Annotated in this window: 14 protein-coding genes and 1 other annotated feature; of the genes, 5 read left to right on the top strand and 9 right to left on the bottom strand. The window is 31.4% G+C overall.

Features of this window, described 5'->3' with window-relative positions; all coding sequences use genetic code 11:
- Positions 1-199: 199 nt before the first annotated feature.
- A complete protein-coding gene (locus BED47_RS06650; RefSeq protein WP_069032990.1) occupies positions 200-1,072 on the top strand; it encodes a DsbA family protein in 873 nt (290 codons plus the stop codon).
- A 273-nt stretch (positions 1,073-1,345) separates the two neighbouring features.
- Here the strand turns inward: BED47_RS06650 and pepF are convergent, their stop codons facing one another.
- From pepF to mecA, 4 genes are all read right to left on the bottom strand, one after another.
- Positions 1,346-3,166 (bottom strand): oligoendopeptidase F, encoded by a 1,821-nt coding sequence (gene pepF, locus BED47_RS06645; protein WP_069032989.1) that lies wholly within the window; start codon positions 3,164-3,166, stop codon positions 1,346-1,348.
- Positions 3,167-3,219: 53 nt separating this feature from the next.
- Positions 3,220-4,425 carry a competence protein CoiA gene (locus tag BED47_RS06640; RefSeq protein ID WP_069032988.1) on the bottom strand — a complete coding sequence of 402 codons (1,206 nt, stop codon included), beginning with the start codon at positions 4,423-4,425 and terminating at the stop codon, positions 3,220-3,222.
- Between the two features lie 174 nt (positions 4,426-4,599).
- Positions 4,600-6,147 (bottom strand): cardiolipin synthase, encoded by a 1,548-nt coding sequence (gene cls, locus BED47_RS06635; RefSeq protein WP_069032987.1) that lies wholly within the window; start codon positions 6,145-6,147, stop codon positions 4,600-4,602.
- A gap of 50 nt (positions 6,148-6,197) precedes the next feature.
- On the bottom strand, positions 6,198-6,869 hold the full coding sequence (gene mecA, locus BED47_RS06630) for an adaptor protein MecA (RefSeq protein ID WP_069032986.1): 672 nt from the start codon (positions 6,867-6,869) through the stop codon (positions 6,198-6,200).
- Positions 6,870-7,188: 319 nt separating this feature from the next.
- Between mecA and BED47_RS06625 the strand changes: the two genes are divergently transcribed.
- Positions 7,189-7,860, top strand: a complete 672-nt coding sequence (locus BED47_RS06625; RefSeq protein WP_069033046.1) for a TerC family protein — start codon at positions 7,189-7,191, stop codon at positions 7,858-7,860.
- A gap of 135 nt (positions 7,861-7,995) precedes the next feature.
- On the opposite strand, the gene spxA is transcribed toward BED47_RS06625, so the two are convergent.
- Positions 7,996-8,394 carry a transcriptional regulator SpxA gene (spxA, locus tag BED47_RS06620; protein WP_056473638.1) on the bottom strand — a complete coding sequence of 133 codons (399 nt, stop codon included), beginning with the start codon at positions 8,392-8,394 and terminating at the stop codon, positions 7,996-7,998.
- A gap of 527 nt (positions 8,395-8,921) precedes the next feature.
- Here spxA and BED47_RS06615 point away from each other — a divergent pair.
- Entirely contained in the window at positions 8,922-9,125 is a 204-nt protein-coding gene (locus tag BED47_RS06615; RefSeq protein WP_069032985.1) for a hypothetical protein, read from the top strand.
- A gap of 973 nt (positions 9,126-10,098) precedes the next feature.
- Here the strand turns inward: BED47_RS06615 and BED47_RS06610 are convergent.
- The 4 genes from BED47_RS06610 to opp3b are packed head-to-tail and all read right to left on the bottom strand — an operon-like array spanning position 10,099 to position 14,046.
- Positions 10,099-11,034: an ABC transporter ATP-binding protein gene (locus tag BED47_RS06610; protein WP_069032984.1), complete on the bottom strand. Its 936-nt coding sequence runs from the start codon at positions 11,032-11,034 to the stop codon at positions 10,099-10,101.
- On the bottom strand, positions 11,024-12,073 hold the full coding sequence (locus BED47_RS06605; protein ID WP_069032983.1) for an ABC transporter ATP-binding protein: 1,050 nt from the start codon (positions 12,071-12,073) through the stop codon (positions 11,024-11,026). Before BED47_RS06605 ends, BED47_RS06610 begins: the two co-directional genes overlap by 11 nt.
- A gap of 20 nt (positions 12,074-12,093) precedes the next feature.
- Positions 12,094-13,116, bottom strand: coding sequence for an oligopeptide ABC transporter permease (gene opp3C / locus BED47_RS06600; protein ID WP_069032982.1), 1,023 nt, complete (start codon positions 13,114-13,116; stop codon positions 12,094-12,096).
- A 3-nt stretch (positions 13,117-13,119) separates the two neighbouring features.
- On the bottom strand, positions 13,120-14,046 hold the full coding sequence (gene opp3b, locus BED47_RS06595; RefSeq protein ID WP_069032981.1) for an oligopeptide ABC transporter permease: 927 nt from the start codon (positions 14,044-14,046) through the stop codon (positions 13,120-13,122).
- 827 nt (positions 14,047-14,873) lie between these two features.
- Between opp3b and BED47_RS06590 the strand changes: the two genes are divergently transcribed.
- Together BED47_RS06590 and trpS are read left to right on the top strand one after the other, a co-directional pair.
- Positions 14,874-15,248, top strand: a complete 375-nt coding sequence (locus BED47_RS06590) for a DUF3899 domain-containing protein (RefSeq protein ID WP_084006802.1) — start codon at positions 14,874-14,876, stop codon at positions 15,246-15,248.
- A 58-nt stretch (positions 15,249-15,306) separates the two neighbouring features.
- Positions 15,307-15,535: a binding site (T-box leader), on the top strand.
- A 60-nt stretch (positions 15,536-15,595) separates the two neighbouring features.
- Positions 15,596-16,594 carry a tryptophan--tRNA ligase gene (gene trpS, locus BED47_RS06585; RefSeq protein WP_069032980.1) on the top strand — a complete coding sequence of 333 codons (999 nt, stop codon included), beginning with the start codon at positions 15,596-15,598 and terminating at the stop codon, positions 16,592-16,594.
- The last annotated feature ends 139 nt before the right edge of the window (positions 16,595-16,733 follow it).

Below are 16,733 nucleotides of genomic sequence, written 5' to 3'. Positions count from 1 at the left end.
CTGTGACACCCCCTTTTTATGAACTTATTCACATGAATTAAGGAAATATTAATAGATTAATGAAAAATAGTGCATCATATTTGAAATATTAACTATCCGTTGCTACAATACGATTAGAGAATAAACGTGTTATATCTTACAAATTAATTTTCAAGTCTGTTATAGTACGGACTTATGAATTGCATTAAGGGTGAAATATATGAATGACAAACAATATAAAAATGAATCAATCACGCTTCCCGAGCAGAATTGTACAAAAAAATCGATTGAATTGTATGTATTCATAGATCCACTTTGTAGAAATTGTTGGGATTTTAGTACAATTTTAAAAAAGTTCCACTTAGAATATGGTCAATATTTCTCATCTACTTATATTCCAGTTAATCGATATTACACAACTAAAAAACTATTAGAAAAACGCCCTTCTCAGCTTGCATTCGTATGGGAGAAGACGGCTAGCAGATCGGATATCCTTTGCGACGATCACTTATGGATTGATAATAAAGAACTTTACCCATACTACTCTGCAATTGCATTAAAAGCAGCTGAGCTTCAAGGTAGAGTTGCTGGCGTTAACTACTTAAAGAAGTTACAAGAATATTATTTCTTGAAGGATTTAGACATTACAGATCAAGATGTTCTTATCGAATGTGCTAAAGATATAAATATTGATGTAAAAGAGTTTATGGAAGATTTACACAGTACCCACTCTATTAAAGCTTTGCAATGTGATATTAAAGTTACGAAAGAAATGCATGTAACTGAAATTCCAAGCGTTGTATTTTTTAATGAAAATATTGAAGAAGAAGGTTTGAAAGTTTCTGGTTTTGAAAGCTATCAGACTTATGTAAAAATTTTAGAACTAATGACTAATACAAAATTAGAAAAACGAGAACTGCCTGATTTAGCTGAATTCATTAAATTCCAACCGTTTGTTACGATTAAAGAATTATGTATGATTTACGAACAATCTACTCAATGTATGGAGTTAGAATTAAAAAAATTAATCCTACGTAGAAAAGTTAAGAAAATTGTTCAAAAAGATCAAATTTATTATCAGTATGTTGTTTAAGAAACAAAAAAAGACCTAGCTTTCGCTAGGTCTCTTTTTTGATGTAATATTTTACATCAAGGGGATGGGAGAAATTTTCACGTTCAACAAAGGGGTATTTGTGTTTGTGAAGTAATTCACACCCTTATAATACAATTTATTTTAGAGTTTGGCAACCATTTGAGAAATATTTCACATTTTAGACACAAAATAGTAGGTATAAAGATATAGAAAAAGTTAGGATAAAAAACAAACACATATAGCTATGATGCTACATGTGTTTGTTTGAATAAGTTATTCGTTAAATAAAAGTTCTTCCATTTCGTTTAACATTTCTTCAAATACTTTCAATGCTTCTACGATTGGTTGTGAAGAGGTCATATCAACGCCAGCTTTTTTCAATACTTCAATTGGATAATCTGAGCTTCCTGCTTTTAAGAAGCCTAAGTATCTTTCAACTGCTGGTTCGCCTTCTTCTAGAATTTGTTTTGAAAGTGCTGTTGCTGCACTGAAACCTGTTGCATATTGGTAAACATAGTAATTGTAATAGAAATGAGGAATTCTACTCCATTCTAAACCAATTAACTCGTCGATTACGATCTCGTCACCAAAATATTTTTTGTTAAGCTCGTAATATGTTTTCGTTAATAAATCTGGCGTTAATGCTTCACCATTTTGAGCTAATACGTGAATCTGATGTTCAAACTCCGCAAACATCGTTTGACGGAATACAGTTCCTCTAAAGGTCTCTAAATAGTGATTTAATAAATAAAGTCTTTGCTTAGGATCTTCAGTATTTTTTAGTAAATAATCATTTAAAATTGCTTCATTACAAGTAGAAGCAACTTCAGCTACGAAGATTGAGTAATCTCCATAAACATAAGGTTGATTTTTACGAGTATGATAACTATGCACTGAATGACCAAATTCATGTGCTAATGTAAATAAATTATTTACATTGTCCTGCCAGTTCATTAGGATATATGGATTAGTACCATACGCACCAGAAGAGTATGCTCCGCTACGTTTTCCTTTGTTTTCTACAACATCTACCCAACGGCTTTCATATGCCTCTTTTAGAATTTCAACATATTCATCACCTAATGGTTTTAATGCTTTTAATAATATTTCTTTTGCTTCTTCATATTTAACTTCCATTTTTACTTCCTCTACTAATGGAGTAAATAAGTCATACATATGAATTTCATCAAGCTTTAACGCTTTTTTACGAATCGCAATATAACGATGCAATAAATTTAAATTATCATTTACAGTAGAAACTAATTGATCATAAACAATTTCAGGAATTTCGTTATTACTTAATGCTGCATGACGCGCATTATCATATTTTCTAACTTTTGCTTTGAAATTATCTTTCTTTACAGCACCACTTAAAGTACTTGCAAAAGTGTTTTTATACGCATCATACGTATGATAAACTGCTTCAAAAGCATCTTTTCGAACGCGACGATCCGCACATTCTAAATAGTGAATATAACGACCATGTGTGATTTCTACTTCTTCACCATTCTCGTCTTCAATGGTCGGAAATTTTAAATCCGCATTATTTAACATTCCAAACGTATTACTAGAAGAAGATAACACTTCAGAAGCTTGTGCCATAATTTCCTCTTCAGCTGCTGAAAGAACATGTGGTTTTTGTTTTAAAATTTCTTCTAAAGAGTGCTCGTACAATTTCAGTTCATTATTTTCTTCAATAAATTTTTTCAATGTATCTTCTGAAATTGTTAATAATTCAGGCACGAAGTATGACATTGCACTTCCAGCCTTAGTGTATAGATTTTTCGCACGATCATCTAATGCTTGATATGTAGAATTTGTTGTATCTTGATCGTAACGCATATGAGAGTATGTATACAATTTCCCTAATAAAAATGAAATTTCATCCTGTTTTTTCAATGCATTTAAAAGTGTTTGAGATGACTCACCTAATTTACCTTTAAACTCTGAAAACGATGGGATTAATTCAAGTACTTTTTTATACTCTGCTTCCCATTTTGCATCTGTTTCATAAATATCTTCCAACTTCCAAGTTAATTCTTCTTGAACTTCACTTCTAGTTGGTAATTTTTTAACAGCTTTTTGTTCTAGCATGTCTGATCCCCCTAAAATTATTATTAGTATTAATAACATTCCAGTGTCTGATATTAATGATCATTTGAATCAGTTCTTGCATTAAACAACAAATCAAATGCTGTATTAGTGCTCAGACAGTCTTCATCCAATGCTTGTTGGAATGATGATGGAATAATAGCATTAGCTATCTTCATTATTTTACCATTATTAATACGTTTTACGATTCTAATTTTCACTAAAAAGTCAATATACTTTTCTACACATTTCTCCAAATTAACAATTTCATTCTCTTGGAATTGATTAACTCTCCAATTACCATTCTGTACTTCCATTTTTACAGACTGATTTATATTATCTATAAAAATCATTTGTCCAATTTCTACTTCATGAAAAAATTTAAAATATATTTGCCCTTGCCAAGCGATACAATGTTCTTTAATTATGCAGTTACTTTCTAAAGGAACTCCAATTACCGCTGGAAAATAATTATTATTTGCATTGTATAAATACTGTTTAAAAACCTTTAAATTACCTTTAGTATGCAAATGTTGATATAGTCTAAAATCCTTTTTCAAACGATTCCATTTAGATACAAATACCTTTTTATCAATTCTATTTGGTGATAAAAATTCCTTAAAACTGAAATTATTTATTGGAAATACGTCCTTTTGACCAATATATTGGACTGGAGAAAATGCGATTAACGAGGAAAGCACTGTAAATGATTGTAATGTAGGATTATAGAAGAGAAGTGAAAAAACGTTTATTCTAACAAGTGAATAAATAGAAATTGAATTAATGTAGAAAGATGACCATCTCTTTTGATTTATAAGTTTGTCATTTAGGATCCACAAAACTTTCATTCCACTATCTTTAAAAGAGTTTGTCCTCTTTATCATTGTTTCTAAAGGAATAACCGAACATTGATATTCAACACACATTTGAAGAGTATTAAGTTTAATAAATAAATCAGGTCTTTGATTTAATTCCGGTATAAATTTTTCAACCTCAACATTTACATTAAACTTTTTAAAAAATTGGTACAAAGCAAACTTCCCTTTATAATGGTCAATACTCTCTTTTTTCTCATTTTCACATTCGGTCAAATCTATATGCGCAAAATGAGTTACCCTCTTTACTCCAATTTTGAGCCTCACTTGCTTTTTACAAATCGGGCAAAAGTATGGTCCGTTTTGCTTTAATCTTAATAAATCCTCAGTCGTTTTAACTTCAAATAAATTAATAGTATGCCGTTTTGTATTTAATGCGACGATCATATACCACTACCTCCTTTCCAAATTACTTCACTATTCATATCGCATTATCCTTCAAAAAAATAAAAAACGATTTTTCAATTAAAAAACCTACCAAATTAAATTTTCTATTTGGTAGGTGACTATTTGAAATATTATAAAAATGTTCTATCAATGTTCTATCAATAAGATAGCTCGTTACAAAAGTGGTGCCATTAATCTTGATAATGATTCAAATATCCTTTTGTATATAGGTCTCTTTTTAAAATCATTAAAAATAATTGCTTCAGAATCACGGATATCATTATTAAAATCATTAACTAAGTGATTAATACTTTCCTCTAAATATAAAAATGCAGTGACCTCGAAGTTTAAACGGAAGCTTCTCATATCCATATTTGCCGTTCCAACAGATGCGATTTCATCATCTACAATCAATATTTTACTGTGTAAGAATCCTTGTCTATATTCATAGATTTCGACCCCTGCTTCTAATAACTCTGGAAAGTATGAACGCGAAGCATAAAATACGATTTTCTTATCGGGACGATCAGGCATTAGAATTTTTACTTTGACCCCACCATTTGCTGCAACTTTAAGAGCAGTTAATATATCTTCATCAGGAACAAAATATGGTGAAGCAATGTATATACTTTTCCTTGCACTTGTAATCATTGCAAAAAACAACTCTTTTATCACTTCATGCTTTCGGTCTGGTCCACCAGATACAAGTTGTATTGCTCCTTTGGAAGAATAACTACTAGCATTAATGTCAAAATATTCTTTGTCATCAATTAACTCATTCGTCATATAATACCAATCTTGCAAGAATATGAATTGTAGTGTTCGTACACCTTCTCCATTAAGATATAGATGGGTATCACGCCACTTTCCGAAATAATGGTCTTTCCCTAAATACTCATCTCCAATATTTAAGCCGCCAACAAATCCTACATTCGAATCTATGACAATAATTTTCCGATGGTTTCGGTAATTTATCGTATCGTTTAAAACTGGAATTTTAACTGGAGAAAATGGTAGTATTTCTACACCAGCTTTTCGTAAGTCTTTTACAAAATTTCTTGATAATTTCCAACTACCTACAGCGTCATAGAGAAATCGAACCTTTACTCCATTTTGTGCCTTTTCAATTAGAATATCTTTTAGCTGATTACCAATCTCATCATTTCTTACGATATAGAATTCGATATGAATATGGTGCTTCGCTTTTTTTAGTTCCTCAATTATTTTTGGAAATGTTTCACTTCCGTTTGTAAGAACTTTTGTAAAGGTATTCATTGTGACTGGTGTATTACTCTGTTTAGCTGCGATATTTATTAGATACTCTAATCTTTGATTTTGCGCTATAAAATCTTTCACTTCTACATCTTCTGATCCACTAATTAAACCATTTGCATTTTGATCATTAATTGCTTTTTTTCGATAGACCATTTTCTTTTTGTAATTTTGTCCAAAAATTAAATAAAAAACAAAACCGAATAACGGGAAAATGGCCAAAAGAATGATCCATGTTAAAGTTCTAGCAGGATTTCTATTTTCTAGGAAAATAATAATCGAAACACCTATAGCCGTTATCGAGAACATTACACTTATTAATCTAAAAATAGTAGATTTTTCAAAAAATGCAAAATTCATTAACCAAATGAATTTAATAGTTGGAGAAGCAAAATATAAAATGCATACAACAATTGATAGAAATATTAAAATCTTTAATCGAAATTGCATCAATATTCTCCTTTATAAAGAAAAGAAACCGATCCCTAAGGCATCGGCTATTACAATAATGGAAAAATTGATTTAAAATGAGGTAAAGCTGTTTTTTCATAAATCAATTTTCCGTATTCCTCTAAAACATGTATAGTTACTTTTGAACGATGACCATATTCAAGTAACATAGATGATAAGTAATCAACTTGAACTTCATCAAGCAATTCTTCTTCAAATTTAACATAAAGATAGTAATAATCTTGGAATGAATAAAGTGTAGTTTCAAATGATTCTTGATTCACAGCATGTGATAATGAAATAATGTCTTCAAAATTTTTAAAGGATAGAATAAGCTCAGTTTCTTCTTCATCCATCGATTCAAAAATATCGTCATCATCATCTTCATCTGCATCATCGTCATCATCTACAGAGATAAATGGAATTTCTAAATTCTTTTCTCCTTCACCTAAATTCACTTCTACTTTTTTGCCGTCTTTAGAAATCACAGCCTTTGTTACAACAACTTCTAAACCCTTGTCTAGTGCCTGTACCTGAATCCATAGGGGGCCACCAGCAATGAATTCCTCAGTCAAATGCGCTTCATCAATTAATTCCCAGAAAAGCTCTTCACTTCTTTCTCGATCTAACCATACTTCATCTTTAGAGAAACCTCTCTCCTCGATGTCTAAGTAGGATATGGAGAACTTAAACGTATTTTCATTAATTCTTTCTATTTCCATTTGTTTTCCCCCTCCTTTAATGAACAACAAGTAATTGCGTTAGACGAAATAGAATAAATAAAGTAAAAGAAATTTATGTTAAATATAAAATTCTGAAATAGTAAATTAGAAAAATACTCTTAAAAATTTAGCTATAATAAGTAAATTTTTATCTATCTTACCATGAAAATTTATTAAATGCGAATAGTAACTACAATTATATTTTATGATACAATTTAAAATTTTGGAAATAAAATTCACCTATTTTTTAAAAATCATCATATACCTATTAATATTAGGACAATCATTTAAAGCTTTTAATAAGAGAGGTGAATTCATGATAGATCTTCATTATATATGGTCCTTTTTAATGATTGTAATTATAGACATTGTTTTAGGTGGAGATAATGCTATTGTCATTGCATTAGCATGTAGAAAATTACCATATAAGCAACGTAACATAGCGATCATTTTCGGTAGTATTACCGCAATTGTTTTACGGATTATCCTAACAATAGGTGCAATTTTCGTCCTTAAAGTCCCATTCTTGCATTTAATTGGCGGAATATTACTTTTGTACATAGCTTGCAAATTAATTATTCAGGAGGATGACAACCCTTCTATAAAGGAGAACTACACAGTTTTCCATGCAATTCGTACAATTGTGTTTGCTGATTTAGTTATGGGGATTGATAACGTATTAGCAATAGCTGGGGCATCAAACGGAAAGCCATCATTAGTCATTTTAGGCCTTTCCATCTCAATTCCAATTATTATTTGGGGAAGTAAAATCGTTTTATGGTTTTTAGAAAGATATCCAATATTGAGTTTTGTAGGGGCTTCTGTACTTTCAATAACAGCTAGCAAAATGTTAATAGACGAGCCATTTATCAGTCAATATATAAACGGGCGGAACGATATGGAATTAATTGTCGGTTCATCTTGTATAATTTTCACCATTGTTATAGGTTACTATTTTAATAATATTCGATACCGTAAGCGAACATCCTAATTGTTAAAAAAAAGCTGTAAAAAGTATGCATTTAACTTTTTACAGCTTTTTATATAATATGAATAAGTATTTGTTCAATATGATTGAGAATCTTAATCAAGAATTGTAATTTTTTTCACAATTCAAAACGTAGATTTACTCATTTACTAAACGTTGCGCTTCACGTAATTGATATGTGCGAACAGAACGTGGTAAAAATCTTCTAATTTCATCTTCATTATAACCAACTTGTAAACGTTTCTCATCAATAATAATCGGTCTTCTAAGTAAACCAGGATATTTCTGAATGATTTCATATAAGTCTTGTAAAGGAAGACTTTCTAAGTCTACATTTAATTCTTGGAAAATTTTTGATCTTGTTGATATAATTTCATCAGTACCACTTTCAGTCATACGTAAAATTTGTTTAATCTCATTAATTGATAATGGTTCTGAAAAAATATTTCTTTCTTTATAAGGAATATTATTATCTTCTAGCCACATTTTTGCTTTTCGACAAGACGTACAACTTGGTGAATTATACAAAATTACCATTTTGCTCTCCCCCTAACTACTCTTTTAAATAAAAGTAATATAGTTATGTGTATTAATTTATAAGAATTGGTTAATTATAATTAGTTTAATCTACCACCATATGTTCACATTATACAGTATTGCGCAAAATAAATATATACAAATTTGTAAAAAAATTTAAAAAAACCTATACAAAAGGTGTACAATTTTCAGTAAATTTACAAGTAAAATATTGGCTAATTTTTTTATACATTTTTCGTATGTGAATGCTGCTTTTCACGCCTTAAACCTCACTATCCGTAAATAAAACCTGCTTCCAAGTTTCAACCGATTTTGCAGTCACTTACCAACGAACAGCATTTCCCAAAGTAGTCAAGTACCCCTTTCGTTTCACACAACTTTAGTCTTATAAATTACAATACTAAAAGCCAGATTGCTCTATAAAAGACCCAAAAATAATTATTCGGAAAAAGCTTATTTATTCTTTCTATTTCACTAAATTTTTAATACAATAATAGTAACGCTTACATTCCTAGGAGGCTAATCTTATGGCAGCTTACATAACTGATCTATTGATTGTTGCAGTATTAGTAATTGGAATTACTGCACTTAATGGTGTGTTTACAAACGCGATTGGCGAAAAAATATTTGGTAGAAGTAAAAAAAGTCAATTTGTTGATATGTCTGACAGAATGTCTGCAAACTTCAAACAAGTTGGTGGCCAAGGTAAGTTCCGTAAAAAAACTTATTAAAAACAGTCAGAAATTTCGATTAAAAAAAGGGCAAAGGCCCTTTCTTTTTTTTGCCTTGATAAGGTTTAGTGTATAACTAATGTAGAATTGATTAAGGTCCCTAGTTCGCCTTTGGTACAGTACTTTGAAATATTAAATTCAGGGGCTTTGAATTCAAAATTTGGTTATCATTGTCACTCTAGATTAATTTTCTTCTAAGCTTGTCCTACCATTATTATACCTAGCCTTATCTACACTTTTCATTATAAAACCTCCACCTTAATTTTCCCTTAACTTGTATGAATGTTTAATGGGTAAGATATTTTCGGCTTCTGTTTTTTCACATCCCCTTGAACTTTTTTGAGAAACGTTTTTTCTTATTTTTGTATTTCTACTTCCTCATGAACCTCTCATGAGTAACCATTTTGCTTTTTTTCGCTGTTTTACTTCCTCATGGATCCCTCATGAGGAATCATTTTGCTTTTTTTCGCTGTTTTACTTCCTCATGAACCTCTTATGAGTAACCATTTTGCTTTTTTTTCCTCTTTTACTTCCTCATGAACCCCTCTTAAGTAACCAATTTGCTTTTTTTCCTGTTTTACTTACTCATGAACCCCTCATGAGTAACCATTTTGCTTTTTTTTCCTGTTTTACTTCCTCATGAACCTCTCATGAGTAACCATTTTGCTTTTTTTCTTGTTTTACTTCCTCATGAACCTCTCATGAAGGACCATTTTGCTTTTTTTTCCTGTTTTACTTACTCATGAACCCCTCATGAGTAACCATTTGCTTTTTTTTCCTGTTTTACTTACTCATGAACTTCTCAAGAGGAACCAATTTACTTCTTTTTGCTCTTTTACTTACTCATGGACTTCTTATGAAAAACCTATTTCCATCTTTTTGATTTTCTAATTACCCAGGAACCCATCATCTTTTGTTTTTCTACCTAATCCAATAAAAAAATCCTAGCGATAAACTCACTAGGATTGATTTATTATTTATACATTTGTTGATAATTTTTAAATTCTGCTTCAGAGCAAAGTACGAAATGTCCAGGACGAACTTCACGTAATTTTGGTTCCTCGTTTGAATAATCGTGTTGTTTTGGATCATAAACGATACGTTTACGATTGCGCTCATAAACAGGATCTGGAAGCGGAATTGCTGATAATAATGATTTTGTGTAAGGATGCATCGGGTAATCATATAATTCATTACTATCTGCAAGTTCAACAATTTTACCATGGTACATTACACCGATACGGTCACTAATGTACTTAACCATTGATAAATCATGGGCGATAAATAGATATGTTAAACCTTTTTCCTTTTGAAGCTTTCTCATTAAGTTTACAACCTGAGCTTGAATTGACACGTCTAGAGCAGAGATTGGCTCATCGGCGATAATAAATTCTGGTTGTACAGCAAGTGCTCTTGCAATACCGATACGTTGACGTTGTCCACCTGAGAATTCATGTGGGAAACGGTTAGCGTGTTCTTTATTTAAACCTACTGTTTCAAGTAAGTCATAAACCATTTTCATTCGCTCTTCTTTGTTACGAGCTAATCCATGAATATCAATACCTTCTGCAATGATGTCTGCAACTTTCATACGCGGGTTTAATGAAGCGTATGGATCTTGGAAAATCATTTGCATACGACGGTTAAACTGCTTTAGCTCTTTACGACTTTTCTTACCATGTACATCTTCACCATCAAAAATTACTTGTCCATCAGTCGCATCATATAATCGAATGATTGAACGTCCAGTTGTAGATTTACCAGAACCTGATTCACCTACTAAACCGAAAGTTTCTCCACGGAAAATGTCAAATGTAACATCATCGATTGCTTTAACTGTTGTTTTACCTGTATTAAAGTATTGTTTTAGATTTTTAACTTCAACTAATTTTTCTGCATTATTTGACATTTACTTCACCTTCCTTCATTCGTTGAATACGCTTCTTAACGGCTTCAGGTGGTTCAACTTTTGGAGCATCCTCATGTAATAGCCATGTTGCAGCGTAGTGTGTATCAGACACTTTAAACATAGGAGGTTCCATTTCATAGTCAATTTTTAAAGCATTTGGATTACGTGGTGCAAACGCATCACCTTTTGGAGGATTTAATAGATCTGGTGGTGTACCAGGAATTGCTACTAATTCTGCTCCTTGTTCATTATCTAAGTCTGGCATTGAAGCTAAAAGTCCCCAAGTGTAAGGATGTTTTGGATTGTAGAAAATATCGTCTACAGTTCCCATTTCAACTACTCTACCTGCATACATAACTGCAACTTTATCCGCAACATTCGCAACTACACCTAAATCATGTGTAATAAAGATAATTGCTGAATCAGTTTTTCTTTGAATTTCTTTCATTAACTCAAGAATCTGAGCTTGAATTGTAACGTCAAGAGCTGTTGTTGGCTCATCGGCGATTAATAATTTTGGATTACATGCTAACGCCATTGCAATAACAACACGTTGTCTCATACCGCCAGAGAATTGGTGTGGATATTGTTTAAAACGATCTTCAGCATTTGGAATTCCTACAAGATTGATTAATTCTAAAGCAATTTTCTTTGCCTCAGTTTTACTCATTTTTTGATGCTTTATTAGACCTTCTGTTATTTGATATCCAATTGTTAATACTGGATTTAAAGAAGTCATAGGATCTTGGAAAATCATTGAGATTTCTTTTCCACGAATATTTTGCATTTCTTTATCGCTTAATTTAGCTAAATCTTTTCCATCGAATAAGATTTCACCGCTCTTAATTTTACCTGGAGGGTTTGGTATTAACCCCATTAATGCTTTAGATGTAACTGATTTACCTGAACCAGATTCACCTACAATTGCTAATGTCTCACCTTTTTTAAGATCAAATGAAACTCCGCGTACTGCTTGAACTTCACCAGCATGAGTATAAAAGGAGACACACAGATCTTTTACTTCTAATAATTTACTCATAGTTCATTCTCCCTTCAAAATTACTTACTCATTTTTGGATCTAAAGCGTCGCGTAATCCGTCAGCAATTAAGTTGAAACTTAAAATTAATAAGCTGATTACAACCGCTGGAATAATCATCATATGAGGGAAAGTTTGTAATGATTTGAAGCCATCACTTACTAACGAACCTAATGATGCTTTTGGTGGTGCAATACCTAATCCGATGAAGCTTAAGAACGCTTCAGCGAAGATTGCACTTGGAATCGTGAACATCATCATTACGATGATCGGACCCATAATATTTGGTATTAAGTGTTTTCCAATTAATTGAGTATTTGTTGCACCTAAAGTTCTTGATGCTAATACGAATTCTTGATTTTTTAATTTTAGCATTTGACCACGTACGATACGGGACATACCTACCCAACCTGTGATTACCATCGCTAAAGCAATTGAGAGAATACCTGGATTTTTAAATACTAATATGAATAGGATTACTACGATTAGATAAGGAACACCCATTAAGACTTCGGCAATACGCTGCATGATTGTATCTGTTCGACCGCCAAAGAATCCTGAAATACCTCCAAAAGTAACACCAATTACCATATCAATTACTGCTGCTAATAAACCGATTAAGATTGATACTCGAGCACCAGCCCAAGTTCTTGTGAAAAGGTCACGACCTAAATCATCTGTACCAAACCAATAGTTTTCTTTTATATTTTTGTTTTTATATACATCGTTTCCATATTGATCATATCCGTCAAATGGTAAGAATTTTACATTTTCTAATACACCAATTTTTGGTGGTAATTTTGATCTTTTTAAGTCTTGGTCTTTATATGAGTGTCCACTCATCATTGGACCAAATAATGTAAAGAATAATAAGATACCTAGGATAATAAACCCTAACATTGCACCTTTATTTTTTCTAAAACGTCTTCTTGCATCTTTCCAAAAAGAATCCGAAGGTCTTGTAATTTTGTCTGCATTATTCAAATCTACGTTTGCAGGTTGGAATAAATCAGATGAAATTTTTTGAGCTGTGTTGTTGTTCATTATTTATTTACCTCCTGCTAAACGGATACGTGGATCAATTACACCGTATAAAATATCTACAACGAAGATTACTATTAATAATAATGCACTATAGAAAATCGTTGTACCCATAATTACTGAGTAGTCATTTGTTACAATTGAGTTAACGAATTGAGAACCTAGTCCAGGTACAGCAAACATATTTTCAATAACTAATGTACCAGTCATTAAGTTTACAGCCATTGGACCTAAAATTGTAACTACTGGAATTAATGCATTTCGTAGTGCATGCTTAATGATTACGCCTACTTGCGAGATACCTTTTGCTTTTGCTGTTACGATATACTCTGAGTTCATAACTTCGATTAACTCAGTTCTTGAGAATCGAGCTACTGTTGCTGTAACGAATACTGATAATGCAATTGTTGGTAGAATCGTGTATTTAAAGCTTTCCCAATATGCTACCGGGAACCAATGTAATTTTACTGCCAAATAATACTGTAAGATTGCCCCGAATACGAATGAGGGAATCGAGATACCTAAAACTGCTAGAACAGTAGAACCGTAGTCCCATATAGTATTATTTTTTAATGCTGCTACGATACCGAAGATTAATCCGATAAATGTTCCTAATAATAGTGCTTGAGCACCTAATTGAGCTGATGGACCAATACGAGTCGAGATCATATCAGTTACTTTACGATTATCGTATTTATATGAATCTCCTAAATCACCTTTAGCAAGATTTTTCATGTAATTTGCATATTGTACAGGAACTGGCTTATCTAACCCATATTTAGCAAAAATAATTTGCTTTTGGTCAGGTGTTAATTTCTCTGGGTTTTTTAATGGAGAACCTGGTAACAACTTCATTAAGAAAAATGTAACAGTACAAATCAAAAATAGTGTGACAAACATGTAAATAAATCTCTGTAGCACGTAACGTCCCACAACTGCACCCCCCTATTAATTTAAAAAATATTTTATTTTTTTTATTTTTTGATAATTCTTTTGTAAAAATGAGAGCATTTGGACCTTTCCCCTATTGGATCTATACCACATACTCTTTAGTACCAATTATAATTCTTTAATTTTTTCGATCGATTTAACTTCTTGTCCATATTATTCTCAAACATGGGATTAATCATTTAATCCTTTTTTTTCATTTGATGTAAAATGGTGTAAATTTTTGCTTAAGCTTTTTTTTCCAACAATGTAAGCGTATTCGTAATGACGCTTTTGGTCAATATTTTTTTACTGGAAAATTCTAAATTATTATTCTAAACAGATTATTTCTTGCAATTTCTCCCTAATTAGTTGAACTGGGATCCTTATAAAAAACAGCTAATTTAGATATTTATTCATAAATTTGGTAAAAAAATGAATGCTAATCCAAAAATTAAATTTACAATTCCTGTATAGCAAATTTATTTATCGTAACATATCTCACAATCCATGATGTATACCCCCTAAGATGCTAATGCAATGTAGGTTAAAATGCAGAAAGTTAATATACAATTCTGAATTTTTATAGTAGAATTTTCGATAAGTATCGATTTTTTTCTACAAATTTTATTATACATTTTTATTAGAGTTTTACAACAATTTTGACAAATAAAATTAAATAATTTGTTAAAATAAAGAGAATTGTCTTAAAAATGCTAAAAATTTAAAAATATTTTGTAACGATTAGTTGAAACTGTTTACAATGTTATTATAGTATAGCATTATTAAGTCTACAAGATATAATTCTTTCCAACAGGAGGATCACAAATTAAATGTCGAAACACTATATTATTGTCGTATTATCTACGATAGTACTAGCAGCAATCTTTTCTCTTACCCAAGGAACATTAAACTTTTTCCTTCATTTCACGAACACGATATTCTATATCGGACTAACATTATTTGTTATAGGTGGTTTTTTACTAATCGTACAAAGTGGATTTTTTAATATCACTCGCTTTGGAATGCGTAAAGTTTTCGGAACGAGAGACCAACAGATGGCAGAGATGACTGGTGATGAATCACTTACTGTTAAAAAGGATATGATCTATAGAAGATATAGATTTTCAATTACAAAACCATTACTTATGGCTTCAATTACTTTAGTTATCCTTTCTTTTTTATTCAGTTTTATCATTATTTACTAAATGATGTATCAACATCTTGAAAGTTGAATATAATTAAGATATTATCTATAGAAAGTATATATAAGCTATGAAGAAGAGTAGTACACAGATTTAGCATGTTAAGAGAGCTTGTGGATGGTGAAAACAAGTCATGCTCCCTGTCGAATGGACTTCTGAGCTTCGAACCGAACATATAGTATAAGTAGGCTTCGACGTAACTCAAACGATAGATGAGAGCATGATTTCATGCATAAGTGATTCCTTATTTGGAATAACTAGAGTGGTACCGCGGTTTAATCGTCTCTATGTAATAGAGAGATTATGCCGCTTTTTTTATTTTAATTAGCTTAATTTAGGAGGATTTTAAGATGCAAACTATTTTTAGTGGAATTCAACCAACATCATCTGGAGGTATTACTTTAGGTAACTATTTAGGTGCGGTTAAACAATTCATTGAATTACAAAATGATTATAACTGTTATTTCTGTATTGTTGATCAACATGCAATAACAGTTCCTCAAGACAGACTTGCTTTACGTAAAAACATTCAAAGTCTCTCTGCAATCTATGTTGCTGCTGGATTAGACCCAGAAAAATCAACTATTTTCATTCAATCTGAAGTACCTGCACACGCTCAAGCAGGATGGATGATGCAATGTATATCATATATCGGTGAATTAGAGCGTATGACACAGTTTAAAGATAAATCAACTGGTAAAGATGGTGTATCTGCTGCTTTATTAACTTACCCACCTTTAATGGCCGCAGATATACTTTTATACGATACCCACTTAGTTCCAGTTGGAGATGACCAAAAGCAACATTTAGAGCTTACTCGTGACTTAGCAGAGCGTTTTAATAAGAAATATAACGATATCTTTACAATCCCTGAAGTTAGAATTAGTAAAGACGCTGCTAGAATTATGAGTTTAGCTGATCCAACTAAAAAAATGAGTAAATCCGATGAAAATCAAAAAGCTACGATCTTTGTTTTAGACGATCCGAAAGTAATTGAAAAGAAAATTAAAAGTGCTGTAACTGACTCTGAAGGCATTGTTAAGTATGATAAAGAAAATAAGCCTGGTATTTCAAATTTATTAAGCATTTACTCAGCATTTACTGGTGAAACAATTCAGGAATTGGAAAATAAATACGTTGGTAAAAATTATGGAGAATTCAAACAAGATGTTGCAGATGTAGTAGTAAATGGATTACGTCCTTTACAAGAACGCTATAAAGAAATTATTTCTTCAACTGAATTAGATGATATTTTAGATGCAGGAGCTGCAAAAGCAAATGCCGTTGCGAGTAAAATGATTAAAAAAATGGAAAATGCTATGGGATTAGGTCGCAAAAGAAAAAAATAATTCTGTTTTACGTAAAAATTAAAATAGAAATGGGTGTCTTATAAGTCAAAGGACTTTAGAGACACCTTTTTCTTTACTTTGAGGAAAAGGTCGAAGTATCAAGAAATCACTAAAAAACCCACAAGGCACTTTATATCAC

Origin of the sequence: Gottfriedia luciferensis, from assembly GCF_001712755.1 — a bacterium.
Classification (GTDB): Bacteria; Bacillota; Bacilli; order Bacillales; family Bacillaceae_G; genus Gottfriedia; species Gottfriedia luciferensis_B.
Note: the sequence above shows the minus strand (reverse complement) of the source record. Positions and strands in the feature narration are given on the sequence as shown.